Origin of the sequence: Cupriavidus mimosae (assembly GCF_023952485.1) — a bacterium.
GTDB classification, from domain to species: Bacteria; Pseudomonadota; Gammaproteobacteria; order Burkholderiales; family Burkholderiaceae; genus Cupriavidus; species Cupriavidus taiwanensis_C.
In genome coordinates, this window is the sequence record NZ_JALHRY010000003.1 from 464,083 (window position 1) to 490,024 (window position 25,942).

The 25,942-nt window shown below is 68.9% G+C and carries 23 protein-coding genes; 14 read left to right on the plus strand and 9 right to left on the minus strand.

Features of this window, described 5'->3' with window-relative positions; genetic code table 11:
- Nucleotides 1-141: 141 nt before the first annotated feature.
- The 4 genes from MKD50_RS08505 to MKD50_RS08520 are packed head-to-tail and all read right to left on the minus strand — an operon-like array spanning nt 142 to nt 2,330.
- On the minus strand, nt 142-669 hold the full coding sequence (locus MKD50_RS08505) for a GNAT family N-acetyltransferase (RefSeq protein WP_256503675.1): 528 nt from the start codon (nt 667-669) through the stop codon (nt 142-144).
- Between the two features lie 7 nt (nt 670-676).
- Nucleotides 677-1,198 (minus strand): phage tail protein, encoded by a 522-nt coding sequence (locus MKD50_RS08510; RefSeq protein ID WP_252666861.1) that lies wholly within the window; start codon nt 1,196-1,198, stop codon nt 677-679.
- Nucleotides 1,199-1,235: 37 nt separating this feature from the next.
- Nucleotides 1,236-1,772 (minus strand): phage tail protein, encoded by a 537-nt coding sequence (locus MKD50_RS08515; protein WP_115703218.1) that lies wholly within the window; start codon nt 1,770-1,772, stop codon nt 1,236-1,238.
- A gap of 9 nt (nt 1,773-1,781) precedes the next feature.
- On the minus strand, nt 1,782-2,330 hold the full coding sequence (locus tag MKD50_RS08520; RefSeq protein WP_252666862.1) for a phage tail protein: 549 nt from the start codon (nt 2,328-2,330) through the stop codon (nt 1,782-1,784).
- 462 nt (nt 2,331-2,792) lie between these two features.
- Between MKD50_RS08520 and MKD50_RS08525 the strand changes: the two genes are divergently transcribed.
- Entirely contained in the window at nt 2,793-6,899 is a 4,107-nt protein-coding gene (locus tag MKD50_RS08525) for a putative Ig domain-containing protein (protein WP_501993629.1), read from the plus strand.
- Between the two features lie 86 nt (nt 6,900-6,985).
- On the opposite strand, the gene MKD50_RS08530 is transcribed toward MKD50_RS08525, so the two are convergent.
- Complete coding sequence (locus tag MKD50_RS08530; protein WP_240987549.1) at nt 6,986-7,447, minus strand: hypothetical protein; 462 nt, start codon at nt 7,445-7,447, stop codon at nt 6,986-6,988.
- Nucleotides 7,448-7,699: 252 nt separating this feature from the next.
- Between MKD50_RS08530 and MKD50_RS08535 the strand changes: the two genes are divergently transcribed.
- Both MKD50_RS08535 and MKD50_RS08540 read left to right on the plus strand, forming a co-directional pair.
- Nucleotides 7,700-9,127, plus strand: coding sequence for a homospermidine synthase (locus tag MKD50_RS08535; protein ID WP_252666863.1), 1,428 nt, complete (start codon nt 7,700-7,702; stop codon nt 9,125-9,127).
- Nucleotides 9,128-9,159: 32 nt separating this feature from the next.
- The gene (locus MKD50_RS08540) at nt 9,160-10,470 is read left to right on the plus strand and encodes an NAD(P)/FAD-dependent oxidoreductase (RefSeq protein WP_252666864.1); all 1,311 of its coding nucleotides are present in this window, start codon (nt 9,160-9,162) and stop codon (nt 10,468-10,470) included.
- 12 nt (nt 10,471-10,482) lie between these two features.
- Here MKD50_RS08540 and MKD50_RS08545 read toward each other — a convergent pair whose 3' ends face one another.
- Nucleotides 10,483-10,923, minus strand: coding sequence for a DUF2231 domain-containing protein (locus MKD50_RS08545; protein WP_116356536.1), 441 nt, complete (start codon nt 10,921-10,923; stop codon nt 10,483-10,485).
- A gap of 82 nt (nt 10,924-11,005) precedes the next feature.
- On the minus strand, nt 11,006-12,535 hold the full coding sequence (locus tag MKD50_RS08550; RefSeq protein WP_252666865.1) for an FAD-dependent oxidoreductase: 1,530 nt from the start codon (nt 12,533-12,535) through the stop codon (nt 11,006-11,008).
- Nucleotides 12,536-12,718: 183 nt separating this feature from the next.
- Here MKD50_RS08550 and MKD50_RS08555 point away from each other — a divergent pair, with 183 nt between their 5' ends.
- The gene (locus tag MKD50_RS08555; RefSeq protein ID WP_252666866.1) at nt 12,719-13,330 is read left to right on the plus strand and encodes a DUF2239 family protein; all 612 of its coding nucleotides are present in this window, start codon (nt 12,719-12,721) and stop codon (nt 13,328-13,330) included.
- 9 nt (nt 13,331-13,339) lie between these two features.
- On the opposite strand, the gene MKD50_RS08560 is transcribed toward MKD50_RS08555, so the two are convergent.
- Entirely contained in the window at nt 13,340-13,741 is a 402-nt protein-coding gene (locus MKD50_RS08560; protein WP_115703206.1) for a hypothetical protein, read from the minus strand.
- 189 nt (nt 13,742-13,930) lie between these two features.
- On the opposite strand from MKD50_RS08560, the gene MKD50_RS08565 reads away from it, so the two are divergent.
- The 6 genes from MKD50_RS08565 to MKD50_RS08590 all read left to right on the plus strand — a co-directional run bounded on the left by MKD50_RS08565 (nt 13,931) and on the right by MKD50_RS08590 (nt 19,444).
- Nucleotides 13,931-14,437 carry a DUF1993 domain-containing protein gene (locus tag MKD50_RS08565; RefSeq protein ID WP_252666867.1) on the plus strand — a complete coding sequence of 169 codons (507 nt, stop codon included), beginning with the start codon at nt 13,931-13,933 and terminating at the stop codon, nt 14,435-14,437.
- Between the two features lie 367 nt (nt 14,438-14,804).
- On the plus strand, nt 14,805-15,440 hold the full coding sequence (queE, locus tag MKD50_RS08570; RefSeq protein ID WP_252666868.1) for a 7-carboxy-7-deazaguanine synthase: 636 nt from the start codon (nt 14,805-14,807) through the stop codon (nt 15,438-15,440).
- Nucleotides 15,441-15,586: 146 nt separating this feature from the next.
- Nucleotides 15,587-16,063: a 6-pyruvoyl trahydropterin synthase family protein gene (locus MKD50_RS08575; protein ID WP_115703200.1), complete on the plus strand. Its 477-nt coding sequence runs from the start codon at nt 15,587-15,589 to the stop codon at nt 16,061-16,063.
- A gap of 11 nt (nt 16,064-16,074) precedes the next feature.
- Nucleotides 16,075-16,677 carry a tRNA adenosine(34) deaminase TadA gene (gene tadA, locus MKD50_RS08580; protein WP_371925306.1) on the plus strand — a complete coding sequence of 201 codons (603 nt, stop codon included), beginning with the start codon at nt 16,075-16,077 and terminating at the stop codon, nt 16,675-16,677.
- On the plus strand, nt 16,674-17,630 hold the full coding sequence (gene ldcA, locus MKD50_RS08585; RefSeq protein ID WP_252666869.1) for a muramoyltetrapeptide carboxypeptidase: 957 nt from the start codon (nt 16,674-16,676) through the stop codon (nt 17,628-17,630). Before tadA ends, ldcA begins: the two co-directional genes overlap by 4 nt.
- A gap of 191 nt (nt 17,631-17,821) precedes the next feature.
- Nucleotides 17,822-19,444 carry an ABC-F family ATPase gene (locus MKD50_RS08590; RefSeq protein WP_115703196.1) on the plus strand — a complete coding sequence of 541 codons (1,623 nt, stop codon included), beginning with the start codon at nt 17,822-17,824 and terminating at the stop codon, nt 19,442-19,444.
- A gap of 66 nt (nt 19,445-19,510) precedes the next feature.
- On the opposite strand, the gene MKD50_RS08595 is transcribed toward MKD50_RS08590, so the two are convergent.
- On the minus strand, nt 19,511-20,113 hold the full coding sequence (locus MKD50_RS08595; RefSeq protein WP_252666870.1) for a hypothetical protein: 603 nt from the start codon (nt 20,111-20,113) through the stop codon (nt 19,511-19,513).
- Nucleotides 20,114-20,355: 242 nt separating this feature from the next.
- On the opposite strand from MKD50_RS08595, the gene MKD50_RS08600 reads away from it, so the two are divergent.
- From MKD50_RS08600 to MKD50_RS08615, 4 genes are all read left to right on the plus strand, one after another.
- Nucleotides 20,356-21,789: an aldehyde dehydrogenase family protein gene (locus MKD50_RS08600; protein WP_240074582.1), complete on the plus strand. Its 1,434-nt coding sequence runs from the start codon at nt 20,356-20,358 to the stop codon at nt 21,787-21,789.
- A 145-nt stretch (nt 21,790-21,934) separates the two neighbouring features.
- Entirely contained in the window at nt 21,935-24,394 is a 2,460-nt protein-coding gene (locus tag MKD50_RS08605) for a penicillin acylase family protein (protein ID WP_252666871.1), read from the plus strand.
- A gap of 120 nt (nt 24,395-24,514) precedes the next feature.
- A complete protein-coding gene (locus MKD50_RS08610) occupies nt 24,515-25,222 on the plus strand; it encodes a glutamine amidotransferase (protein WP_115703188.1) in 708 nt (235 codons plus the stop codon).
- The gene (locus tag MKD50_RS08615) at nt 25,219-25,938 is read left to right on the plus strand and encodes an MOSC domain-containing protein (RefSeq protein WP_252666872.1); all 720 of its coding nucleotides are present in this window, start codon (nt 25,219-25,221) and stop codon (nt 25,936-25,938) included. Before MKD50_RS08610 ends, MKD50_RS08615 begins: the two co-directional genes overlap by 4 nt.
- The last annotated feature ends 4 nt before the right edge of the window (nt 25,939-25,942 follow it).

Below are 25,942 nucleotides of genomic sequence, written 5' to 3' on the forward strand. Positions count from 1 at the left end.
TTGCGCGTTGCGCCGGACATGCATGCTGCTGGGGCAATATAGGATCGCGCCATGCCGCTCGCCATTACTCATCGGGATTAGGGCGAGCGGGCAGGGCGGGCAGCGCGGGATGAGGGCCGCCGGCAGTAAGCGGCGTTTAACTCAGGCCTGCGCGGGCCTTTCGGCAACGGAGCGTGGACCGTCCCAGACCATCCGTCGATAGATGCCGTTGTCCTGCACCGTCCGGAACCCGTGCCGAACGTACAAGGCCTGCGCGCGGTTGTGCCGTTCCACGTGCAGGTCCACAATCTTGCGTGCGCTCGCGGCCAGCGCCAGCACCGCCGCCAGCACGCCGCCGCCGATGCCCTGGTTCTGGTGTTCGGGCAGCAGGGACAGGTCGATCACGTGTAGCGAGCCGGCGTTGTGCTGCAGGTAGAGGCGCCCGATGGCCTCGCCGTGACGCAGCAACAGCAGGAACTCGGCATCCGGGTAGGCCTGGTAGGCGCGCTGCTGGGCGTTGAACTGCATGGCGAGGAAGCAGGCGCGCTGCGCCTCGCTCCAGCCGGTGCGGTGCATTTCCGCGTCCCGGCCGGAGGCGTACAGGCGTGCCAGGAAGGCTTCGTCAGTGCCGGCGACCGGCCGCAGCGCGATGCCGGGCACGTCGATGGCTGGCACGTCCACGGCGGGCATCGCTGGCCTACTCACGTGGCGGATACTCGCCGGTCAGCGCGATGCAGTACATCAGCGCCGTATAGGGCTGCATGTTCTCGTGCGGCTGGCTCGCGCCGGACGCCCCCACGGCCTGCGGCGACAACGTCGTCATGGCAGGGGCCGGCGACGCGTTGACGGGGATGCAGCTCTGGTTGTTGGGCAGCATGAAGCGGGCGGGCAGCCTGGCATTGGCCTCGGTCGACACCGCGCGCGCGGTGTCGCCGTATACCGCGTGGTTGTGGGCGGGCATTTCCGCCGCGGTGAGCGTGACCGTGGCCGCGCCCTGCGGATTGCCCGGCTGGTTGTCGACCGGCCCGGTCACCGCGCGGCCGCGCAGGTCGGGCAGGGCGAAGTTGGTGGTGCCGTTGCCGCCGTACTGGGTGCCGAGCAGCGAGAACAGCGCCGTGTTCTGCTGGATCGCCAGCAGCTGGCCGTCGCACGCGGCCCAGCCGGCCGGCGGGTAGGCGCAGCCGAAGATGCGGATTTCTCCCAGGTACTGGTCTGACATATGGCCTCCGTGGTCCAGGTTGGCTTGCGCCCGGTGCTCAGCTTTGCGACGGATAGATGCCATCCGTGGCGATGATGTAGTTCAGCGACAGCGTCGGCATCTGGTTGCTGTGCGGCTGCGTGCCGCCGCTCATGCCGAGCGTGCCGGCTGCAAAGGCGTTCTTGCCCGGCGGGTTGGCGGTGCCGGCGTCGTAGAACGCGTTGGGCGACGGCGTGGTGCCCGGCAGTACGCCCGGTCCCGGCGTCACCGTCGAGGCCATGGTGTTGGTGGCCTGGATCGAATGGGTGTGCCCGGGGATCTGGCCCGGCAGCAGCGTTATGTTCGGGCTGCCGAAGGCCTGGCCGATGGTGCGTTCGCTCAGTCCCGGCCCCGCACCCTGGCCCAGCGGCAGGTTGCCACGCAGGTCGGGCAGCCTGAAGGTGGTGGTGCCGTCGCCGCCGTAGATAGTACCCAGCAGCGAGAACAGCATCTCGTACTGGGCGATGCTGAGCGTCTGGCCAGCGCAGAATTGCCATCCCGCCGGTGCAAAGTTGCCGGCAAACATGCGGATCTCGCCCACGAACGGTTGCGCCATGATGTCTCCTCAACCCCGGCTCGGATAGATGCCGGCCAGCGAAATGATGTAGTTCAGCACCAGCGACGGCTGCATGTTGTCGTGCGGCTGCCCGCCGCCGGTGCTGCCGCAGGCTTCGTCCAGCCATGGCGTGAGCGAGTCGGGCGTGCCGTACAGCAGTTCACCGGGGCCGGAGACCGACGGATCGTTGGGGTTGTACAGGTTGCTGGCCGCCAGCACGCGGTCTTGCGACACGCCGACGTTCAGCGCCGTCGCCGGGCTGGAAGAGACGTTGAACGGATGGGTGTGGGCTGGCACCTGCGCGGTGGTCAGCGTGACCGCCTCGACCCCGGCCATCTGGCCCTGTGCGATGCCGTCGGGATCGCGGTGCAGCGGCGTGCGGCCGCGCAGGTCGGGCAAGGCGAAATTGGTGGTGCCGTTGCCGCCGTATTGTGTGCCGAGCAGGCTGAACAACGCCTGGTTCTGCGCGATGGACAACAAGGCGCCGTTGCACAACGCCCATCCTTTTGGCGCAAACGCGAACGCGCACAGCCGGATTTCCCCCAGATACTGGTCCAAGATCTGCCTCCCCGGTTGAACAACACCCCAAAAGACGCGGCGCCTGCCTGCCGACGGCGTCGCACCGATACTGATTTAATTAAATTTGATATCTGGTATCAAATTTGATCAATTACGTATTGATCGATTTGACGTATTTTCTGCACCGGGCCGCTTCAGTACCGCGGCCCGTTCCGCAACCATCCCGCGCAATTCACAGACAGACCGAAGTGTTGGCGATGCCAGCGGAAAGTCAACAAAAATAACAACGCCCGTCCCGAGCCGCGCCCGGCCAAGCCTTGGCGCGCCGCGCTCGACGACGGCAATGGCAACCCGCCGCAAGCCGCGGGTGTCGGGAGAAATCGGGTGTCAAGACAAGCCAGGGGTTGCGCCGGCGCTGAGCGTGCCGGGCAGACGGCGGGGGCCGTCGCACGCGTCCATCGCAGTTGGCAGGGCTGGCGTTGCCGGCTGTGGTCGCTACTGGTGGCGCTGTGGCTGGGTTTGCTGCTGGGGTATCCCGCGCCGGCCTTTGCGGTCTCGTGCACGCTGAACATCGCCGCAACGTCCAACCAGCAGAAGGTCTATGCCTTTACCGCGGCGGACTATACCGCGTGCGATCCGAACCAGTTCGGCATTGCCTACGACGCCATTGGCAATGGCAACTCGGGCGCCTCGACGCTGGCCACCCCAACAACCCAGAGCGGCACGGTGTACGTCTACAACGGCAACCTGCCGAACGGCCAGAACGAAAACGGCTTTGTCTACACGCCGCTCGCCGGTTTCGTCGGCATCGACACCGCAGTCTTCTATACCAGCGACGACGGCGCGACCTGGTCGCCCGCCGGCACGGTGCACTTCAACGTAACGGCCGGCCCGCCGACGGTGACCGGGGTGACGCCTTCCTCCGGCCCGGCCAGCGGCGGCACCGCCGTGACCGTTACCGGCACCAACTTCGTCAGCGTGACCGCGGTCCGGTTCGGTGCCGCGGCCGCATCGTTCGTGGTCAACAGCGCCACCTCGCTGAGCGCCACGGCGCCCCTTGGCACGGCCGGCACCGTCGACGTGACCGTGACCACGGCCGCCGGCACCAGCGCCATCAGCGCCGCCGACCGCTTCACCTATGTCTCGGCGCCCCCGGTGGCCAATAACGTCAGCGCCACGGTGGCGTATGGCAGCGCGGGCAACCCCATCACGCTGAACCTCACCGGCGGCACGGCCTCCAGCGTCAGCGTGGCGTCGCCGCCCGGCCACGGCACGGCGATCGCCACCGGTACCTCGATCACCTATACGCCGACCTCGTCCTACGCGGGACCGGACAGCTTCACCTATACCGCCACCAACGCCTCCGGCACGTCCGCCCCCGCCACCGTGACGATCACGGTGGCGAACCCGAACCTGATCTACGCGCCGGCATCGCCGCCGCCGGGCTCGGTGGGCGGCGCCTACAGCCAGTCGCTGGCGGCGGCCACGGGCGGAACCGGGCCGTACACCTATGCGGTGGCGTCGGGCGCGCTGCCGCCCGGCATGGCGCTGTCGAGTGCGGGTGTGCTTGCGGGGACGCCCATCGCGGGCGGCACCTTCAACTTCACGGTGCGGGCCACGGACAGCAGCACGGGAACGGGGCCTTTCAGCGTCACCAGCGGCACGCTGTCGATGGTGGTGGGCGGCGCGGCGATGAGCCTGTCGCCGGCGCCGGGGCCGCTTAGCGCGGCGGCCGGCACGCCGTTCAGCCAGGCCTTCGTCGCGAGCGGAGGTACCGCACCCTATACCTACGCGATCACGGTCAATAGCGGCACCATGCCGGCAGGGATGGCGTTCAACACCGCGACGGGCGTGTTGTCGGGTACGCCGGCCACGGCGGGGACCGTGTCCTTCACGATCCAGGCAAACGACAGCAGCGGCGGGACGGGGCCGTACAGTGTGGCCGGCGCCTATGCGCTGACCATCGCGGCGCCGACGGTCACGCTGACACCGGCCACGCTGGCCAATCCCGCGCTGGGCATCGCGTATAGCCAGAGCGTGAGCGCGAGCGGCGGCACCGCGCCCTACACGTACAGCGTGGTCGCGGGCGCCTTGCCGCCCGGGCTGACGCTCAATGGCAGTACCGGCGCCATTGCCGGCACCACGGTGGCCGGGGGCAACTACAACTTCGCGATCCGCGCGACCGACAGCCTGGGCTTTACGGGAAGCCGCGCGTACAGCGTCGCGATCGGTGCGCCGACCATTGCCATCCAGCCGGCCACGCTGCCGCAGGCCACCGTCGCCGCGGCGTACAGCCAGGCCTTCACGGCCAGCAGCGGCACGGCGCCGTACACGTTCGCGATCACGGCGGGCACCTTGCCCGCCGGCATGTCGCTGTCGACCGGCGGCGTGCTGTCGGGCACGCCGACGGGCGGCGGCACGCACAACTTCACCGTGAGCGCCACCGACAGCAGCACCGGCACCGGCCCCTTTACCGGCAGCCAGGCCTACACGCTGACCGTCAGCGCGCCCGCGCTGAGCCTGTCGCCCGCGTCGCTGCCGGCGCCGGTGGCAGGGGTGGCATACAGCCAGGCGTTTACGGCGGGCGGCGGCACCGCGCCTTACACCTTTGCCGTGGCGGCCGGAACCCTGCCGTCAGGGCTGTCGTTGAACCCGTCCACCGGTGTGCTGGGCGGTACGCCGTCGGCGGCCGGCACGCATACCTTCACGGTGCGCGTGACCGACAGCAGCACCGGCACCGGCGCACCCTACAGCATCAGCCGCGTCTATACGTTGGCGACGGGACAGGGCATGCCCTCGGCGCCGCCGGTGGCGGTGACCACGCCGTCGAATGCGCCGGTGACGATCCATGCCGCCGCCAACGCCGCCAACGGGCCTTTCTCCGGCGTCAGCATCGTCACGCCACCAAGCAGCGGCAGCGCCGTGGTGAACGGACTGGACATCGTCTATACGCCGGTGCCGACCGCGTCGGGCCCAATCACCTTCACGTATGCGCTGGTCAACAGCGCGGGGACCTCTGCGCCGGTGCCGGTAACCGTGACGGTCAATGCGGTGCCGGTGCCGGTGGCGCAGAAGCAGGTGTCGACGCTGGCGGGCCGCCCCGTCGACATCGACGTGACCGAGGGCGCCAGCGGGGGACCGTTTACCGGCGCCGCGATCGTCTCGGTGGTGCCCGCCGATGCCGGCACCGCCACCGTCGCCAGCGCCGCGCCGAAGACGCCGGCCGCCGACGGCAGGCAGCCCGCCGCCGCCTACACCGTCAACTTCGTGCCCGCGGCCGCTTTCGCTGGTACGGCAGTGGTGAGCTATACGCTCAGCAATTCCGTGGCGACGTCGTCGCCGGCGCTGATCCACGTGGCCGTGGCGGCGCGCCGGGACCCGTCCACCGACCCTGACGTGGTGGGGCTGGTCAACGCCCAGATCCAGGCGGCCCGGCGCTTTGCCACCGCGCAGATCGCCAACTACAACCAGCGCCTTGAGGCGCTGCACGGCAAGGGCAGGGCGCCGTCAGGCAACCAGATCTCGGTGGTGATGCCGCGCGCCCAAGCCGATCCGGAACGCTGCCAGGCGGTCGAAGGCTTCGCCGCGCGCGATGCCTGCCTGCGCGGCACGGCCTCGACAGGCCAGCGCGGACGCGGGCCCGACCCCGCGACCAACTCCCGTGCCGCGCGCGCGACCGCCGAGGCCGGCGCTGGCGCCGGCAACGCCCCGGACCTTCCCGGCGGCGCGGACCCCGGCAGCGGCGCTGACGCGGTTGGCGCGGACGACACCGACGACGCGCGCCTGGCGTTCTGGACCGCGGGCACCGTCGACTTCGGCTTCGCCAACGCGGGGACGCAACGCTCGGGCTTCCGCTTCACCACGGGTGGCGTGACCGCCGGGGTCGACTATCGCTTCTCCGACCAGCTCACGCTCGGCATCGGCTTCGGCTATGGCCGCGACAGTACCGACGTGGGTTCGGCCGGCACGCGCAGCACCGCGGACAGTTTCAGCGCCGCGCTGTACGGCAGCTACCGGCCGCAGCCGTCGTTGTTTATCGACGGCGTCGCTGGCTACGGCTCGCTCAGTTTCGATTCGCGCCGCTGGGTGGGCGACGAAAGCGCATTCGCCTACGGCAAGCGCGATGGCCACCAGGTCTTTGCCTCGCTGTCGGCGGGATACGAGTATCGGAGCGAAGCCTGGCTGGTCTCGCCGTACGGACGGCTGTCGGTGTCCGACAGTACGCTCGACCCGTTCACCGAGACCGGCGCTGGCTTCAGCGCGCTGAAGTATTTTGGCCAGACCGTGACCACGGTGTCCGGCACCCTCGGGCTGCGCACGGAGTACGCCACCGCGACGCGCTGGGGCCTGTTCCTGCCGTACGCGCGCCTGGAGTACCAGCATGATTTCAGCGGCCAGAGTGCGGCCGGGCTGGCCTATGCTGACCTTGCCGGCACCGGCCCCGCCTACACGGTGGTCAACGCGCCATACGGGCGCGACCGCCTGCAACTGGGGCTGGGCGGCAAGCTGCGCACGCGCGCGATGACGTTTGGGCTCGACTACAACGTGATGGTCGGCATGGGCGGGCTGCAGCAGGGCGTGCGGCTGACGTTCGCGGCGCCGTTCTAGCCGGCGGGCCTCGCGCCCGTGCTGCTGTCCGCGCTCAGTCAGCACGCTCAGCGAGCACGCTCAGTTAGCACGCTCAGTCAGCACGCTCAGCGCCCCATGCCGGTTCCGGGCGCGCCGCCCGACGGTCCGGTAGTGCCGGTACCGCCGGTGCCCGTGCTGGGCGCGTCCAGCCCGCCGCTACGCGTGGTTCCCGAGCCGGTCACGGACGGCGAACCGGTCGAGCCGGAGGGCGCGGCCACGCCCGAGGCCCCCGCCGCGCGGCCGGCCCCGGCATCGGTGCCATGCCGCTTGCCGGCCGACGAGCGCGAGCTGCCGTGCGTGTCGCCGCTGGCGGCCTTGCCGCCGCCGTCGGTCATGCTGGTGCCGGTGCCGGGCGTGCCCGGGCTGCCCGGCGTGCCCGGCGTCCCTGACGGCCCCGTGCCGGCGCTGCCGCCGCCGGAGCTCCCGCCTGAGCCACCGCCAGCACCGCCGGCGCCCTGCGCCAGGGCCGCACCGCTCGCCAGCGCCGTGCAGGCAAGCCATGCCATCATCCATGTCCGAGCTTTCATCGTCGTCTCCTTGCGTTGGAAGCACGGTAGCCGCAAGGGGCGTTCCAGCCCGGCGCGCATGCTGCTGCGCACACCGTTGCAACGTTTGCCGGTGTTAGGCGGCAATAGTTACCTGAGGCCACATCGGTCGGTGTGCGCGGCAACAGGCAGCGGCATATCGCTGCGCATGGCGCAACCACCGGCGACCGGCATGCGGATTGCTTATGAGAAATAAAAGTCATCTCCGCGGCAGCGGTATCTCGGGAGCACGCGATGGACGCGCCGGCAACCACTTTCAAGAAATTCGGCCGCTTGGACGGCCGCATGCTGATCGTTGGTTTCGGCAGCATCGCGCGTTCCGTGTTGCCGGTGCTGCTGCGCCATCTCGACATCACGCCGGGGCAGATCACCGTGATCTGTCCGGCTGGCAACGATCTTTCGGTCGCGCAGGGTCATGGCGTCCGCGTGGTGATCAAGGCGCTGACCGAAGAGAACCACAAGCAGGTGCTGCAGGACCTCGTCGGCGAGGGCGACTTCCTGCTGAACCTGTCGGTCAATGTCTCGAGCGAGGCGCTGGTGCGCTATTGCTGGGAGCACGGAGCGCTGTACCTGGATACCTCGATCGAGCCGTGGGCAGGCGCGGCCACGGACCCGGACGCGCCGCTGTCACGCCGCAGCAACTATGCCCTGCGCGAAGGCGTGCTGGCGTTCCGCCTCGACAAGCGCGACGGCCCCACCGCGATCCTGACGCAGGGCGCCAACCCCGGCCTGGTGTCGGCACTGGTCAAGCAGGCGCTGATCAATATCGCTGCGGACAACGACGTCGACCATGAGCGGCCGGCAAGCTTCGAGGACTGGGCGGCACTGGCCCGCCAGCTCGATATCCGCGCCATCCACATCGCCGAGCAGGACACGCAGGTGGGCGACCGGCGCAAGGTTGCCAACGAGTTCATCAATACGTGGTCGGTCGACGCCTTCATCGAGGAAGGGCTGCAGCCGGCGGAACTGGGCTGGGGCACGCACGAGCGGCACTGGCCGGCGGACGCGCGGCGGCACGGGTTCGGCTCGGATGCGGCGGTGTACCTGACGCGGCCGGGATTCGGCACGCGCGTGCGCAGCTGGACCCCGCTGGGCGGCCCCTACCACGGCTTTCTGATCACGCACGGCGAATCGATCTCGATTGCCGATCACCTGACCCTGCGCGACAACGGCGAAGTCGTTTACCGGCCGACGGTGCACTACGCCTACCATCCTTGCGACGACGCGCTGCTGTCGATCGACGAACTGATGGGCAACGGCGGGCGCAAGCAGGACCACCAGCGCATCCTGCGCGACGACATCGTCGCCGGCAGGGACGAGCTCGGGGTCTTGCTGATGGGCAATGCGCGCGGCGCCTACTGGTACGGCTCCAGGCTGGCCACGGACCAGGCCCGGCAGCTGGTGGAACACAACACCGCCACCAGCCTGCAAGTGGTTGCCGGCATCCTGGGCGGCGTGGTCTGGGCGCTGGAGCATCCGCGCGCGGGCGTGGTCGAGCCCGATGACCTGGATTACGAAACCGTGCTGCGCATCGCGCGGCCCTACCTGGGCGAGCTGGTCGGCGTCTATGGCGACTGGACGCCGCTGGCGCAGCACTCGCAGCTGTATCCGGAAGCGGGCGACGAAGACCCCTGGCAGTTCGTCAACGTGCGCGTGCCATAGGCGCAGGCCAGGCGCAACCGGAGCCGAAGGCGATGTCGGGGCTGCTGCAAAAAGAACTGGGCGTCATCGAGAACTCGTACTACGAGGCGAGCGTCGCGCGGCCGGCGCCGAGCCAGCCATTGCAGGGACGCACGGATGCGGAGGTGTGCGTGGTGGGCGGCGGCTACGCCGGCCTGTCCTGCGCGCTCGAACTGGCCGCGCGCGGCTTTCATGTGGCGCTGCTCGAGGCGCACCGGATCGGCTGGGGCGCTTCCGGGCGCAATGGCGGCCAGGCCATCGTGGGCTTCGGCGCCGAGGGGGAGGGCGCGATCGAGCGCCAGTGCCCGGCCGAGGTCGCGCAGGCGGCCTGGAATGCATCGGTCGAGGGCATGCGCCTGCTGGAGCAGCGCATCGCCACCTACGGCATCGCCTGCGACCACGTGCGCGGCTACATGACGCTGGCGCCGAGGGCGCACAAGGTCGACGGCCTGCGCCGCTGGGTGCGCCATATGCGCGAGCGCTATGACTATCCGCTCGAATGGGTCGAACGTCCGCACCTGGGCCGCCACGTCGCCAGCGACCGCTTCGTCGCCGGGGCGTATGACCCGCACTCGGGCCACCTGCATCCGCTGAAGTACTGCCTGGGGCTGGGCGACGCGGCGCGGCGGCAGGGTGTCGAGGTGTTCGAGAATTCGGCCGCCTATCGCGTCGAGCGCGACCAGGCGCCGGTGGTGAAGACAGCCGAGGGCGAAGTGCGGTGCCGGCAGGTGGTGCTGGCGGGCAACGTCTACCTGGGCGAGTTCGGCGACCACCTCGCGCCGGAGATTGCCGCGCGCATCATGCCGGTGGGGACGTACATGATCGCGACCGAGCCGATGGACGCGCAACGTGCCGCTGCACTGATGCCCAGCCGGGTCGCGGTATCCGACAACAACCTGATCGTCGACTATTTCCGTCTCAGTGCCGACAACCGCCTGCTGTTCGGCGCCGGCGAGACCTTCAGCGCGCGCCCGCCGGGAAACCTGGTGCAGCGCATCCGCGCGCGTATGCTGCAGGTCTTCCCGCAGACGGCGGACCTGAATATCGATTATTCCTGGGGCGGCTTCGTCGATATCACCATGAACCGGGCGCCCGACCTGGGCCGCATCGGCACCAACCTCTACTATGCGCAGGGGTTCTCCGGCCACGGGCTGTCGTTTGCCGGCATGGCCGGCAAGCTGATTGCCGAGGCGATGAGCGGCGATGCGTCGAGATTCGATGTGTTTACCCGTATCCGGCATCACCGCTTCCCGGGCGGGGCGCTGTTCAGGACTCCCGCGCTGGTACTCGGCATGTGGTACTACAAGCTGCGCGACCTGCTGTAGGGGCCAGCTTCGTCACCGCAGCGGTGCCGGCGGGGTCTGCACGCCCACGCCATGGACATGCACCATCTTCCCGCCCAGCCAGCCGGACACCACCAGCAGGCCGATGGCGATCGCCGACAGCACGATGGCGCCGGCACCGGCCCCGCGCATGCGCCACCAGGCGTTGACCACATAGAGCGCGACCACCGTCAGGTTGATGCCCATGTGCAGCAGCGCAATGCGGCGGATGCCGCTGGGCAGCGACAGCAGGTCGATCAGTCCGGGCAGGGCCGCGAGCAACGCGCCAATGATGCCGCCGACCATGGCATACAGCGCCACCACCGGCCAGTTGGGACTGGTGCCGCCGAAATAGCGGATCAGGTCGCAGGCAAAGGAAAAGATCCACAAGCCGATGGGGATGGTGATCAGCATCGGATGGATCGGGTGCTTGGCAATGCTGGCGGGAGTGAGCATGGCGACTCCTTTACGTTGCGGGCGCGCACGGGCCCGTGCGTTCGCCGCGCCATCGCAATGCTGGCGCGGCGTGCCTCCCCGTTCAATGATGGCGCTGGTCGTCCCGTGTCAGGTTGACGGGCTCCAGTCCACCCTTCGCCGGACCATGCAGCACCGAGCCATCGACGCCGAAGCGCGAGCCATGGCAGGGGCAATCGAAGGACTGCTCCAGGCTGTTCCACTGGACCAGGCATTTCAGGTGCGGGCAGGTCGCGTCGAAGGTGTGCAGGGCGCCATCCGCATCGCGGAACGCGGCCACGTGGCGACCGCCGGCCTTGACCACATGCCCGTCGCCCGGGGCGATGGCATCGAGCGCCACGCCGTCGTCCTTGCCGAGCCAGTCGGCGTACCGGGCCACCACGTTGGCGTTCTCGCGCGCATACTCGACCACGGCCGTCACCGACTTGCGCGAGGGATCGTAAAGATCGGCCCAGTCATTGGTGCGGTCGGTGATCTGGTCGCGGATCAGCATGCCGGCAATGGCGCCATGGGTCATGCCATTGCCGGAATCGCCGGTGACGACATAGACATTGGTATCGCCGGGGTTGCGGCCGATAAAGGCGACCCCGTCGACCGGCTCCATCACCTGGCCCGACCACGCGAACACGGGTTCGTCGACCACCGGGAAGCGCTGGCGGGTCCAGTCGACCAGCCTGCCAAAGCGCTGCCCGGCATCGTCCGCCTGGCCGACCTTGTGATCCTCGCCGCCGCTGATCAGCAACTGGTAGCTGGGGTCGAGGTCGCCGGCGATGCGCACGTAATGGTAGGGATCGAGCGTGTCCCAGAACTGGCACAGCGGCATGCTGCCGCGCGGCACCTTCATGCCCACCACGAAGGTCCGATACGCGGCCTGCTTGGTATGGATGGCAAAGCGGTCGATGAACGGCGTATTGGTGGCAACGATGACGCTGCCGGCCTCGATGCGCGCGCCGCTGTCGGTGCGCACGGTGGCGGGACGGCCGTCTTCGACCTCCATGGCGCGGGTCTTGCCGTACACCCTGCCGCCGCGGCGCTGGATCGCGTCGACCAGGCCGCCGAGGTACTTCAGCGGGTGGAGCTGCCCTTGCCGCGGGAAGCGCAGTGCCGAGCGCAGCGCCACCTTGCCGGTGGGCACGTCGCTGGCCCGCTCGACGTCGTCGAGGCCGGCCCGGTGCGCGGCCTCAAGTTCCTTCGACAGCAGGTCCTCGCCCTCGGACGATTCGGCAAAGAGGAAGCCGTCGACGCGCCGGAAGTCGCAATCGATGGCCTCCGCTGCGCAGATCGACTCCATCCGCGCCACCGCCGCCGCGTGGCTCTGGGCTACCCGCCTCGCCGCCTGATGCCCGAGGTGGCGTTCGATGTAGAAAAAATAATCGTCGAAGGCCGTCATCAGGTGCGCGGTGGTCCTGCCGGTTTCACCGGCGCCAGGCCCGTGCGCATCGAGCACGATCACGGCCTGTCCGGCGGCGGCCAGTTCATAGGCGACCGACAGCCCGGCGATGCCCGCGCCGATCACGCAGGCGTCGCAGGTCGCGTCGCCGTCCAGGGGCGGGCTGGAAAGGGTTGTCCCGGCTGCCCAGTATGAAATCGTCATGCCGACCGACCTCCGCTTGTTCTGCCTATGTCTCAGTGATAGGTCAGTGATGCCAGCGCAGGTATCGGGCGCGGTCCTACACCCGCATGGACGGATCGACATAAATTACCCGGGTAATATTGACTTCTTATTTTATCCGGGTAATATTTGGCAATGTTCCTGTTTCTCTTTCGCAGACCTGCCATGACCGCGCCCACGCCGCCTCACTTCACCACCTTCGACGGCCACCGCCGCATTGCCTCGGGTCCGCTGCCGGACAACGCGCTGGCGCTTAGACGGGCCCTGGACAACGGCGCGGCCGGTCCGGTGCTGGTCTTCGACGACAGCACCGGCCGCTCGATCGACCTGGATACCAGCGGCACCGTTGACGAGTTGCTTGAGCGGTCGACAGTGCGCGCAGCGCAACTGGCCGGGGAGGGCGGCAAGGGTGGCGCTGGCCCGCAAGCGGCCGAACCGCGCGGCCGTGGCCGTCCAAAGCTGGGGGTGGTGTCGCGCGAGGTGACGCTGCTGCCGCGCCACTGGGAATGGCTGGCGGAGCAGCCCGGCGGCGCGTCGGTGGCGCTGCGCAAGCTGGTCGAGCAGGCGCGCCGCGATCACGCCGGCAAGGACCGCAGCCGTGCCGCCAGCGAGCGTGCCTATCACTTCATGGTGGCGATTGCCGGCGACCTGGCCGGTTTCGAGGAAGCGAGCCGGGCCTTGTTCGCCAACGATCTGGCGGGATTCGCCCGGCACATCGCGGACTGGCCGGCGGATGTGCGCGAACACGCGTTGCGGCTTGCCGACAGCAACGGCTGAGCGGCGCGCTCAGGCCCCGCCCAGCAGGTCGTGCGCATCGACGATCGCGTAGGCGATCTCGGGGTGCGCCTCCATGCTGCGCCGGATCGCCGACGGGATCGACTGGCGGATCTTGCGGCACAGGCCGGGCTGCTCCAGCACCTGGATGCTGATGCCGCGCACCGTGCGCACGCCGCGCGCGCTGGGCGTGATGCTAAGCACGATGCCGAGCTGGGCCTGCATCAGGCCCTCCATCCGTTGCAGCTCGGCCAGGCTGGTCAGGTTCTCGAGCCGTTCGACCAGCCGCTTTTCCTCGGCGCGCGTCAGGCGCAGCGCGCGCAGGTCGGCATCGGGGTCGCTCAGCAGCGCTTCACGCCCGCAGATGCAGGCACCGGGCGGGCATTCCGTGCGGAGAGGGAACGGCGCGTTCATGTCGGGCGCGGACGGGGAGGGCGGCAGGATTGCAGGATTGCGGGGGCGGTGGCTGGCTATGTTAAATCAGGATGCCCGCCAGCGGGGCATGGTCAGGCAGCGAGGGCCGATCCGGTCTATGCTCGCGGCTGCGGTCCGCATGCCCGAGGGGCCGCAAGACAAGAACCCCCCCTGCACAGGAGACTCTCCATGGCACTTTCGATGTACGACGTTTCGATCCCTCCGTTTGTCCGCGCGCTGGGCCACCTCGACGCGATCCTCGCCAAGGGCGCGGCGCACGCGCAGGCGCAGGGGATGGATCCGGGCGACCTGATCCAGGCCCGCCTGATCGCCGACATGGACCCGCTGCCGGCGCAGGTGCAGCGCGCCAGCGATGCCGCCAAGGGCTGCGCCGCGCGGCTGGCCGGGATCGAGGTGCCGTCGTTTGCCGATACCGAAACCACCTTTGCTGAACTGCAGGACCGCATCGGCCGCACCATCGTGTTCCTGGAGCAAATCACGCCGGCGCAGCTGGAAGGCAGCGAACAGCGCGTAGTCGAACTGAAGCTGCCGCAGGGCCCGCTGCGCTTCGACGGCAAGTCCTACCTGCTCGGCTTTGCCTTGCCCAATTTCTATTTCCACGTGACCACCGCCTACGACATCCTGCGCCACAAGGGCGTGCAGATCGGCAAGCGCGACTACCTCGGGCTGAAGTAGGCACGCAACGGGCCGGCGCGGGCCGGGCCGGCGTGGGCCCGGCGCGAGCGCTGTACATCACCTGTGCCGGGGCGGACCGGGCTGCGCCGGCCAAGCGGAAACCCTGGGGCCTCTGGTATACTTGCGGCACGTCCGGCCCAATGCCGGGCGCAGCCTGCGACAGGCCAGGACAGCCCCACCCGGCAGCACCCGCGCTGCCAGCACAGCCGCCCCGATCGATACGTTTCGGTCCACATCGAGGGCGCGACCACGCGCCAATGTGACCACGCGGCACGAGGTCCGGCTCCGGCCCTGCCCATCCTTTACTGAACCCCGGCCAGCAAGCGCTGCCGAACCGCTGTTTACGGTCCGAGAGAGACCCCCACGCATGACTTACGCCGTCAAGGAAATCTTCTATACGCTGCAGGGCGAAGGCGCCAACGCCGGTCGCGCCGCGGTGTTCTGCCGCTTTGCCGGCTGCAACCTGTGGAGCGGCCGCGAGCAGGACCGCGCCAGCGCGGTGTGCCAGTTCTGCGATACGGATTTCGTCGGCACCGATGGCACGCGCGGCGGCAAGTACCGTAGCGCCGGGGAACTGGCTGCGGTGGTCGCGTCGGAGTGGCCGCAAGGCGCCGGCGGCAAGCCGCTGGTGGTCTGCACCGGCGGCGAGCCGCTGCTGCAGCTCGATGCGCCGCTGATCGACGCGCTGCACGCGCACGGGTTCGAAATCGCGATCGAGACCAATGGCACCATCGCCGTGCCGCCCGGCATCGACTGGGTCTGCGTCAGCCCCAAGATGGGTTCGGAGCTGGTGGTCACGCGCGGCGACGAGCTGAAGGTGGTGATCCCGCAGGAAGGGCAGGACTTTGCCGCATACGAGAAGCTTGATTTCCGCCATTTCCTGGTGCAGGCCATGGACGGTCCGCTGGCGCGCGAAAATACCGCCGCCGCGGTGGCCTTCTGCCAGCGCCACCCGCAATGGCGGCTGTCGCTGCAGACCCACAAGCTGCTGGGGATCCGCTGAGCGGCAGTGCCGCGGGCCAGCCCGCGCGAGCCACGAGGCCAGCCATTAGGCCAGCATCACGCAGGCAATTCAGTCCACAATAGAGGCTTCGGACGCACGCGCGGCGTCCGCTTCAACGCAGGCGGCCGGCACCGGCGCCGGTACACATGAGCAAACAAGTTTCCATCACCCGCCGGCTGGAGTTCGATTCCGGCCACCGCATCCCCAACCACTGCGGGCAGTGCCGCAATATCCACGGCCACCGCTATCGGCTGGACCTGACGCTGTCGGGCGAGGTGCTGCATCGCGAGGGCGCCTCGGATGACGGCATGATCCTGGATTTCGGCGACATCAAGGCGCTCGCCAACGAGCACCTGGTCAGCAAGTGGGACCATGCCTTCCTGATCTATCGCGGCGACACCGCGCTGCTGAACTTCCTGCAATCGATGGAAGGGCACAAGACCGTGGTGCTGGACGCGATCCCGACGGTCGAGAACCTGGCCCAGGTGGCCTTCGACATGCTGGCGCCGGTGTTCAAGGATTGCTTCGGCCACCAGCTGCAACTGACCAGGCTGGTCCTGTTCGAAACGCCCAACTGCTGGGCCGAGGTCAGCGCGCCGGTGGTGCTGCCCGCGCAGGACTGAGCGGGCGACGAATGACCCAGCCGCCGCCGCTGCCGCCACCCCTGCCGTTGCGCGCGCCGCGCGCGCTGCCGGATGATCCGGCGCAAGCCGCCGAGCGCGACGCGCGCTACATGCGCGCCGCGCTCGCAGAGGCCCGCCTGGCCGAAGCCGCGGGCGAGGTGCCGGTGGGTGCGGTGGTGGTCTGGAACGACACCATCATCGCGCGCGGCCACAACCTGCCGATCCGCTCGGTCGATCCGTCGGCGCACGCCGAAATGCAGGCGCTGCGCGCCGCGGCCCAGGTCATCGGCAACTACCGCATGCCCGAGTGCGAGCTCTACGTGACGCTGGAGCCGTGCGCCATGTGCAGCGGCGCGATCCTGCACGCAAGGCTGCGCCATGTGGTGTTCGGTGCCAGCGATCCGAAGACCGGCGCCGCCGGCAGCGTGGTCAACCTGTTCCAACAGGCCCAGCTCAACCACCAGACCAGCATCACCGGCGGGGTGTTGGCCGAGCACTGCGGCCAGATGCTGAAGGATTTCTTCGGCGCCCGCCGCCGCGCGCAGAAGGCTGCACAGAAGGCGGCACGCCAGCCGGCCGCCGGACCCGACCAGAACCACGACACTGAAGCATGAGCACGCCGAACAGCAGGCCGCATACCGAAGTCCGACTGATCGCCTCGTCCGGGTATCCGCACGATGTCGCCACCGCCGCGCGCGGCTGTGCCTGGCTCAAGCACCATGGCTACCACATGACCAACCCCGACGTGCTGGCGCGGCGCTACCTGCGCTTCGGCGGCACCGATGCGGAGCGGCTGGCCGACCTGCACGCGATCGGTACTGGCGTGCCGCACGAACTGACGCTGGCGGTGCGCGGCGGGTATGGCATCGCGCGCCTGCTGGCGCAGGTCGACTTTGCCCGCATTGCCGGGCAGGCACGCGCCAGCGGCACACCCATCGTCGGCCACAGCGACTTCACCGCATTCCAGCTGGCCTACCTGGCGGCCACCGGCGGCGTCACCTTTGCCGGACCGATGCTGCTGGCCGACTTTGGCGCCGAGGGCGTCGATGCCTTTATGTGGGAGCACTTCGAAGGCATCCTGCGCAATCCTGCCTACCGCGTCGACATCGTCGCGCCGCAGTCCGGCGGCCAGCCGTTCTCCGGCAGCGTCGAGGGCACGCTGTGGGGCGGCAACCTGGCGATGCTGTGCAGCCTGCTGGGCACGCCGTTCATGCCGCAAGTTCAGGGCGGGGTACTGTTTCTGGAAGACATCAACGAGCCTCCTTACCGGGTCGAGCGCATGCTGGTCCAGTTGCAGCAGGCCGGCGTGCTGGGCGCGCAGCGGGCCATCGTGCTGGGCGATTTCTCCAATTACCGCGTCACCGACTACGACAACGGCTACGACATGGACGCCGTGGTGGCCTACCTGCGCGAGCAGCTGACGGTGCCGGTGCTGACCGGCTTGCCGTTCGGACATTGCGCCCGCAAGCTGACCCTGCCGGTCGGTGCGCAGGTGCGGCTGTCGGCACGCGCCGACGGCTTCAGCATGGCGTTCTCGGGCTACCCGGTGCTGCCGCCGCTGGCCTGAGCCAGCGGCCCGTAGCCGCGCGCGACGGTCGCAAGGAATGCGTCCGGATGATAGAATGCGCGGTTATTTCCTGATTTCCTGCCGGGTTCTCGCGTGAACCCGGCGTGGCCCGTGCCGCAGCGCCTGCCATGGCCGCCGGAATCCTTCCGGCCCGCGCCGCGGCGCCACAATCTCCAGACAAGGTTCAAGACGTGCTTTCTACCGCAAACATCACCATGCAGTTCGGCCCCAAGCCGTTGTTCGAGAATATCTCGGTCAAGTTCGGCGAGGGCAACCGCTACGGCCTGATCGGCGCGAACGGCTGCGGCAAGTCCACCTTCATGAAGATCCTGGGCGGCGACCTCGAGTCGTCGGCGGGCAACGTCATGCTGGAGCCGGGCATCCGCCTGGGCAAGCTGCGCCAGGACCAGTTTGCCTATGAAGACATGCGCGTGCTCGACGTGGTGATGATGGGCCACACCGAAATGTGGGCCGCCGCGCAGGAGCGCGACGCCATCTACGCCAACCCCGAAGCGACCGACGAAGACTACATGAAGGCCGCCGAGCTGGAGGCCAAGTACGCCGAATACGACGGCTACACCGCCGAGTCGCGCGCGGGCGAACTGCTGCTGGGCGTGGGCATCCCGACCGCCCAGCACCAGGGCCCGATGAGCGACGTCGCGCCGGGCTGGAAGCTGCGCGTGCTGCTGGCGCAGGCACTGTTCTCGAATCCGGACGTGCTGCTGCTCGACGAGCCGACCAACAACCTGGACATCAACACCATCCGCTGGCTGGAGACCGTGCTCAACGAGCGCAACTCCACCATGATCATCATCTCGCACGATCGCCACTTCCTGAACTCGGTCTGCACCCACATGGCCGACATGGATTACGGCACGCTCAAGGTCTATCCGGGCAACTACGACGAATACATGGAAGCGTCGATGCAGGCCCGCGAGCGCCAGATGGCCGCCAACGCGCGCGCCAAGGAGCGCATCAGCGAGTTGCAGGACTTCGTGCGCCGCTTCTCGGCCAACAAGTCCAAGGCCCGCCAGGCCACCTCGCGCGCCAAGCAGATCGAGAAGATCAAGGTCGAGGACATCAAGCCGTCGTCGCGCCAGAACCCGTTCATCCGCTTCGAGTTCGAGAAAAAGCTGCACAACCTGGCGGTCGAGGTCGAAGGCATCACCAAGAGCTACGACCGCAAGATCATCAACAACCTGTCGATGGCGATCCAGGCCGGCGAGCGCGTCGCCATCATCGGCGAGAACGGCGCGGGCAAGACCACGCTGCTGCGCAGCCTGCTGAATGGCGCGGTGCAGACCGGCGTGCAGCGCGGGGTCGAGGTCGACCGCGGCACGGTCAAGTGGGCCGAGAACGCCAACGTCGGCTACATGCCGCAGGACACCTACGAGGAGTTCCCGGAAGACCGCGACGTGATGGACTGGATGAGCCAGTGGACGCAGGCCGGCGACGACGAGACCTCGCTGCGCGGCACCCTTGGCCGCCTGCTGTTCTCGGCCGACGACATCAAGAAGAACGTCAAGGTGCTGTCCGGCGGCGAGAAGGGCCGCATGATCTGGGGCAAGCTGATGCTGGGCCGCCACAACGTGCTGGCGCTGGACGAGCCGACCAACCACATGGACATGGAATCGATCGAGTCGATGCAGATCGCGCTCGACAAGTTCCAGGGCACGCTGATTTTCGTCTCGCACGACCGCGAGTTCGTCAGCGGCCTGGCCACGCGCATCATCGAAGTCCGTACCGACGGCACGCTGACCGACTACCTGGGTACGTACGACGAGTACCTGCAGTCGCAGGGCATCGACGGCTGAGCGCCGCGCCCCGCTGCATGCTGAAGGCCGCCTCCGGGCGGCCTTTTTGCTGTCTGGCGTGGCGTGTCAGGCGGCGCTGCCGTCGCGGACCTGGTCCAGTTGCGCCATGATGGCGCGGGCGGTGATGTCGCCCCGCACTTTGAGCAGCGCCGCGTGCAGCGGTTCGCGCAGCGCCATCAGCGCGGGCAGGTCGGCGGCCTTCTCCACCTTTACCTGCAGCATGTAGCCGCGCAGCCCGAGATGCTGCCCGATCACGTCGGTATAGAAGTGGTAGAGGCGCTGGTATGCCTGGATCTCGGCGGGCGAGTGGGCGGCGACTGTACTTGTGTGCGGCGGCGCCGCTACCTCGGGCGGTGGTGCATGGCGCATCGCGTAGACCGAGAACAGGTTGGTGTCGGCAGCCGGCGGCGCGACACGCGCGGATTCTTGCGGCGCGGCGGCGCGCGGCTGTGCCGGCTCGGCGACGGCTTCGACCAGCCCCTCGGCCAGCAGCGATGCCATGGCCTCGGGGCCGATCCCCATGCCCGCCACCTGCGCCAGCAATGCCTGCTCGCGGCGCTCGCCGTTGACCATCAGCAGCAGCGCGCGCAGCTTGTGGTCCAGCTTGCGCGCGCGGCTGCGGATTTCGTCCTGCCCCGCCTCCGTCTTGCGGTAGATCGGATCGACCATGCCTTCGCCCCCTTAGTCTTGTTATGCGCGCGCGCCGTGGCGTTCCCCGCCCACGAGTCGCGTGTCTCCCGTCTGTCACCCGCGGCCGATTATCGCCAGCTTCTTGTGCCGAGCGGCAGGCGCGGCCGGCGCCATTTTCCGCAGCGCCATAACATGGGCCGGAATCCGCTCTACAATGTGCGTGCACCATAAAAGTAACAAAAAATTGCAATCGCCAATTCACCAAACCGAGAACTGTGGCCATGCAACAACGAGACAAACTCTTTATTAACGGCAAGTGGGTCGCACCCCACGGCACCGGCAAGATCGACGTCATCCATTCCGCCACCGAAGCGGTGATGGGGACCATTCCGGAAGGCTCGGCGCGCGACGCCGAAGACGCCATCCAGGCCGCGCGCGCCGCCTTCGAGGGCTGGTCGGCCACGCCGCCGTCGGTGCGGGCCGGCTATATCGCCAAAATCGCCGAAGGGCTGAAGGCGCGCAGCGAAGAACTGGCCCAGCTGATCGCCGGCGAAGTCGGCATGCCGATCAAGCTGGCGCGCGCGATCCAGGTCGGCGGCCCGGTCTACAACTGGGGCCAGGCCGCCAGGCTGGTGGAGGGCTTCCGCTTCGAGGAAGAAGTCGGCAATTCGCTGGTGGTGCGCGAGCCGGTAGGCGTGGTCGGCGCGATCACGCCGTGGAACTATCCGCTCAACCAGATCACGCTCAAGGTCGCGCCGGCGCTGGCCGCAGGCTGCACCGTGGTGCTCAAGCCGTCCGAGGTGGCGCCGCTCAACGCCTTCGTGCTGGCCGAGGTGATCGACGCCGCGGGGCTGCCGCCGGGCGTGTTCAACCTGGTGACCGGCTACGGCCCGGTGGTGGGCGAGGTGCTGGCCAGCCATCCGGAAGTCGACATGGTGTCGTTCACCGGCTCGACCCGTGCCGGCAAGCGCGTGTCCGAGCTGGCGGCGCAGACCGTCAAGCGCGTCGCGCTGGAGCTGGGCGGCAAGTCGGCCTCGGTGATCCTCGACGATGCCGACCTGCCGTCGGCGGTCAAGGGCACCATCAATGCCTGCTTCCTCAACTCCGGCCAGACCTGCTCGGCGCACACCCGCATGCTGGTGCCGCGCGCCCGCTACGACGAAGTCAAGGCGATCGCGCAGCAGGTGGTGGCAGGCTTTACCGTGGGCGATCCGCTGCAGGAAACCAGCAAGCTGGGCCCGCTGATCTCCGCGGTGCAGAAGGACCGCGTGACCGGCTATATCCGCCGCGGCCTGGAAGAGGGCGCCGAGCTGGTGGCCGGCGGCCCCGAGACCCCGGAAGGGCTGGACCAGGGCTTCTTCGTCAAGCCGACCGTGCTGGGCAACGTCGAGCCACGCGCGACCGTGGCGCAGGAAGAGATCTTCGGGCCGGTGCTGTCGATCATCTGTTATGACACCGAGGAAGACGCGGTACGCATCGCCAACGACAGCATCTATGGCCTCGGCGGCGGCGTCTGGTCCGGCGACGAGGCGCGCGCGATCCGCGTGGCGCGCCGCATCCGCACCGGCCAGGTCGATATCAACGGCGGACCGTTCAACATGCAGGCGCCGTTCGGCGGCTTCAAGCAGTCCGGCAACGGCCGCGAAGCCGGCAAGTATGGGCTGGAGGAATTTCTCGAGTACAAGTCGTTGCAGCTGAAGAAGTCCGCCGCCTGACGGGCGCGCGGGCAAGCAGCACCGCAGCGTGGAAAATGCCCGGCCGGTCCGGGCATTTTTTTCGTGCGCGGAGTACGTGGAAAATGCGCGGATAATGCGCGACAGTGCGCGGAACAACATGACAACGAGAAAAGGGGGAGCAACGATGCGCGGGTTCGGTCGGCTGACCAGATGGCTGGCAGTGCTGCTGGGGCTGGCGGTGACGGCCGCCGCGGGCGCGCTGGCCTGGTATCGCCACGCGGCACAGCCGCCGGTGTCGGGCCACGAGGTGTTGGCCGGATTGCGCGAACCGGTCACGGTGGTGCGCGATCGCCATGGCGTGCCGCATATCCGCGCCGCCAGCAAGGCCGATGCGTGGTTCGCACTGGGCTACGTGCACGCGCAGGACCGGCTGTGGCAGATGCAGATGAACAAGCGCATCGTCGCCGGCCGCCTCGCGGAGATACTGGGCCCGTCTGCCGTCGATAACGACAAGTTCCTGCGCACGCTGGGCGTGCGGCGCAACGCCGAGGCCATCTTCGCGCAGGCCTCGCCCGAGGCGCGCGCGGCGCTGCAGGCCTATGCCGACGGCGTCAATGCATGGATCGACCAGCGCAAGGGCCCGCTGCCGCCGGAGTTCCTGCTGTTGCGCATCCGGCCGGAGCGCTGGGAGCCGGCCGACACGCTGGGCTGGCAGACCATGATGGCATGGGACCTGGGCGGCAACTGGACCCAGGAGACGCTGCGCATGCGGCTGGCGCAGGTGCTGCCAATGGCCCGCATCAGCGAATTGCTGGCGCCGTATCCGGGCGAGCAGCCGGTACGCACCATGGATTACGGCCACTTGTACCGGCAGCTGGCGCCGCTGGCGAGTGCGATGGCCAGCGTCGGCGACAAGGCCCCGCCGGGCTATGTCGAGGGCATGGGCTCGAACAACTGGGTGGTGTCGGGCGCGCACACGCAATCGGGCAAGCCGATGCTGGCCAACGATCCGCACCTGGGCCTGCAGGCGCCGGCGCTGTGGTACTTCGCGCGCCTGAGCGCGCCCGGGCTCGAGGTGGCCGGGGCGACGCTGCCCGGCATGCCGCTGGTGGTGCTGGGCCACAATGACCGGATCGCCTGGGGGCTGACCAATACCGCGCCGGACGTGCAGGACCTGTATATCGAACGCGTGCGTCCGGGCAATGACACCCAGTACCAGACGCCGCAGGGATGGGCCGCGTTCGAGACCCGTACCGAGACCATCCGCGTCAAGGGCGCCGCCGACGTGACGCTGAAGGTCCGCAGCACGCGCCACGGCCCGGTGATTTCCGATGTGGCCGAGTCGCTCGCCAGCGCCGCGGCGCCGCTGGGCGCGCAATACGTGGTGGCGTTCCAGTGGACCGCGCTGCGCCCGGACGACGGCACCTTCCTGGCGGGGCTGCGGCTGAACCAGGCGCGCGACTGGAACAGCTTCACCAACGCGCTGCGCGACTTCCACTCGCCGCAGCAGAACATCGTCTATGCCGACGTCGACGGCAATATCGGCTTCTATGCGCCGGGCCGCGTGCCGCTGCGGCGCGCCGACAACGACCTCAAGGGCCTGGCCCCGGCGCCCGGCTGGGACGCGCGCTACGACTGGACCGGCTTTATCCCGTTCGAGGCGCTGCCGCACCAGTACAACCCCGCCGGGGGCGTGATCGTGACGGCCAACCAGCGCATCGTCGCACCCGACTATCCGTACTTCATCACCAGCGAATGGACGGTGCCGTATCGCTTCGACCGCATCCGCACGCTGCTGGCGGCCACGCCCAGGCATACCTTCGACAGCTTCGCCGCGATCCAGAAGGACGTGGTCTCGCTGGCGGTGCGCGATGTCTTGCCGCTGCTGCTGGCCGCGCCGGTCAGCAACGACGCCGCGCGCCCGACGCGCGAACGCGCGCTGCTGCAGGCATTGCGCCAGTGGGACGGCACCATGGACCCCGCGCGCGCCGAGCCGCTGGTGGTCACGGCATGGCTGCGCGAGCTGTCGCGCCGGTTGTTCGAGGAGAAGACCGGCGAGGCGATCTTCGTGCGCCTGTGGGACCAGCGCAACGTGCAGCAGCCCATGCTCAACATCCTGCGCGATCCGCGCAAGCTGGGCGCGTTCTGGTGCGACCGTCCCCATACCGGCCCGGCCGAGAGCTGCGACGATGCCGTGGCCGATGCCTGGACCCAGGCCATGGCGGACCTGTCGCGCCGCTATGGCGACGATCCCGCGCGCTGGCGCTGGGGCGAGGCCCATGCGGCGCGGCTGGAGCACCGGCCGTTCGGCAAGGTCGGGTACCTGGCGCCGCTGTTCAACCTGCGCGTGCCGACCGGTGGCGACACCTACACCGTCAACGTCGGCCGGCACAACCTGCGCGACGACAAGGCGCCGTTCGAAAACACCCATGCGGCCAGCGTGCGCGCGCTCTATGACCTGTCCGACCTGGCGGCGTCGCGCTTCATGGACTCCACCGGGCAGTCCGGCAATGCGCTGCTGCCGCGCTACCGCGACTGGATCGGCAAGTGGGCGGCGGTGGAGTACGTCACCATGCCGCCGGCGGCAACCCGGGATCCGCAGGGCGCGGCAGACGCCCTGGTGCTGGCGCCTGCGACAAAATAGCGCGGGCCGCGGCATGCCTCGCCGGGAAGGTTCTCAAACTGGCGAGGCCGTCCGCCGGGAGTTGGCGACAGGCGCTAACATGAGGGCCTTTCTCTCCCTCAGTCCCGGCAGGAGCCCCTGATGACAACGCGTACCACCCATGTGATCCAGCACGTCGCCTTCGAGCACGCGGGCGTGATCGGCAACGCCCTGCGCGCGCGCGGACACACGCTGCGGGTGTTCCAGGCTGGCGTCGATGATCTTGGCCCCATCGCCAGCGAGCCGGCCGACCTGCTGCTGGTGCTCGGCGGCCCCATCGGCGTCTACGAGACCGACGCCTATCCATGGCTGGAGGCGGAAATCGCGCTGATCCGCGAGCGCCTGGCCGCCGACGGCAAGCTCATCGGCGTCTGCCTGGGTGCGCAGCTGATCGCGCGCGCCGCCGGCGCCAGGGTCTACCCCGGCCCGCGCGAGATCGGCTGGGCGCCGATCACGCCCACGCCGGCCGGGCAGGATTCGGCGCTGGCCGAGCTGGCTGCGGCGCAATGGGAAGTCCTGCACTGGCACGGCGACACCTTTGACCTGCCCGCCGGCGCGCAGCTGCTGGCCTCGACCGCGGCGGTGCCGAACCAGGCCTATGCCATCGGCAACCAGGTGCTGGCGCTGCAGTTCCATCCCGAGGTCATGCCGCGCGATATCGAGGCCTGGCTGATCGGCCATACCGTCGAACTGGGCAAGGCCGGCATCGATCCGCGCACTATCCGCGCGCGTACCGCGCAGGTCGGCGCCACCGTGGCGGCGGCGGGGGAACGCATGTTCGCGCGCTGGCTGGAGCAAGCCGGACTATGAGCCAGCCGCTATCCGCCATCCGCGTGCCGATCGATGCGGTGCTGACCGGCGCCGTGCGCCCGTTCGGCCCCGGGGGCGTACCCAGCGGCATTGCCAAGGCCGCAACGCGCGCTCGCATCCGCGTGACCGCCACCGGGCTCGAGGGCGACGGGCAGGGCGATCCGCGGCACCATGGCGGCCCGGAAAAGGCGCTGCATCACTATGCCTTCGACCACTACCCCGCGTGGCGGCGGGCGCTGCAAGAGCAGGGAGCGTCCGGCGACGGCGTCCTCGACGCGCCCGGCGCCTTCGGCGAGAACCTGAGCACCACGGGCCTGACCGAAGCGGACGTCTGCATTGGCGACCGCTTCCGCCTGGGCACGGCGCTGGTCGAGGTGTCGCAGGCGCGCCAGCCGTGCTGGAAGCTCAATCACCGCTTCGGCTATGCGGGCATGTCGCGCGCCGTGCAGCAGAGCCTGCGCACCGGCTGGTACTACCGCGTGCTGGAAACCGGCGAGGTGGCCGCTGGCGATGGGCTGGAACTGGTGGCGCGGCCCTGTCCCGAATGGTCGCTGCACCGCCTGCTGCAGGTACTGTATGTCGACCGGCTCGACTATGCCGCGCTGGAAGAAATGGCCGCCCTGGCGCCGCTGGCTGAGAGCTGGCGCAAGCTGGCACGGCAGCGCCTGGAACGGCGTGAAGTCGAAGCGATGGAGCGGCGCCTGTCCGGCGAATGACGGG

Coding starts and splice junctions, on each gene's coding strand:
- MKD50_RS08605 (WP_252666871.1), top strand. CDS start 21,935: ATGCGCGGGTTCGGTCGGCTGACCAGATGGCTGGCAGTGCTGCTGGGG.
- ldcA (WP_252666869.1), top strand. CDS start 16,674: ATGAGCACGCCGAACAGCAGGCCGCATACCGAAGTCCGACTGATCGCC.
- MKD50_RS08560 (WP_115703206.1), bottom strand. CDS start 13,741: ATGAACGCGCCGTTCCCTCTCCGCACGGAATGCCCGCCCGGTGCCTGC.
- queE (WP_252666868.1), top strand. CDS start 14,805: ATGACTTACGCCGTCAAGGAAATCTTCTATACGCTGCAGGGCGAAGGC.
- tadA (WP_371925306.1), top strand. CDS start 16,075: ATGACCCAGCCGCCGCCGCTGCCGCCACCCCTGCCGTTGCGCGCGCCG.
- MKD50_RS08535 (WP_252666863.1), top strand. CDS start 7,700: ATGGACGCGCCGGCAACCACTTTCAAGAAATTCGGCCGCTTGGACGGC.
- MKD50_RS08595 (WP_252666870.1), bottom strand. CDS start 20,113: ATGGTCGATCCGATCTACCGCAAGACGGAGGCGGGGCAGGACGAAATC.
- MKD50_RS08565 (WP_252666867.1), top strand. CDS start 13,931: ATGGCACTTTCGATGTACGACGTTTCGATCCCTCCGTTTGTCCGCGCG.
- MKD50_RS08610 (WP_115703188.1), top strand. CDS start 24,515: ATGACAACGCGTACCACCCATGTGATCCAGCACGTCGCCTTCGAGCAC.
- MKD50_RS08530 (WP_240987549.1), bottom strand. CDS start 7,447: ATGAAAGCTCGGACATGGATGATGGCATGGCTTGCCTGCACGGCGCTG.
- MKD50_RS08555 (WP_252666866.1), top strand. CDS start 12,719: ATGACCGCGCCCACGCCGCCTCACTTCACCACCTTCGACGGCCACCGC.
- MKD50_RS08600 (WP_240074582.1), top strand. CDS start 20,356: ATGCAACAACGAGACAAACTCTTTATTAACGGCAAGTGGGTCGCACCC.
- MKD50_RS08515 (WP_115703218.1), bottom strand. CDS start 1,772: ATGGCGCAACCGTTCGTGGGCGAGATCCGCATGTTTGCCGGCAACTTT.
- MKD50_RS08550 (WP_252666865.1), bottom strand. CDS start 12,535: ATGACGATTTCATACTGGGCAGCCGGGACAACCCTTTCCAGCCCGCCC.
- MKD50_RS08540 (WP_252666864.1), top strand. CDS start 9,160: ATGTCGGGGCTGCTGCAAAAAGAACTGGGCGTCATCGAGAACTCGTAC.
- MKD50_RS08615 (WP_252666872.1), top strand. CDS start 25,219: ATGAGCCAGCCGCTATCCGCCATCCGCGTGCCGATCGATGCGGTGCTG.
- MKD50_RS08545 (WP_116356536.1), bottom strand. CDS start 10,923: ATGCTCACTCCCGCCAGCATTGCCAAGCACCCGATCCATCCGATGCTG.
- MKD50_RS08510 (WP_252666861.1), bottom strand. CDS start 1,198: ATGTCAGACCAGTACCTGGGAGAAATCCGCATCTTCGGCTGCGCCTAC.
- MKD50_RS08575 (WP_115703200.1), top strand. CDS start 15,587: ATGAGCAAACAAGTTTCCATCACCCGCCGGCTGGAGTTCGATTCCGGC.
- MKD50_RS08505 (WP_256503675.1), bottom strand. CDS start 669: ATGCCCGCCGTGGACGTGCCAGCCATCGACGTGCCCGGCATCGCGCTG.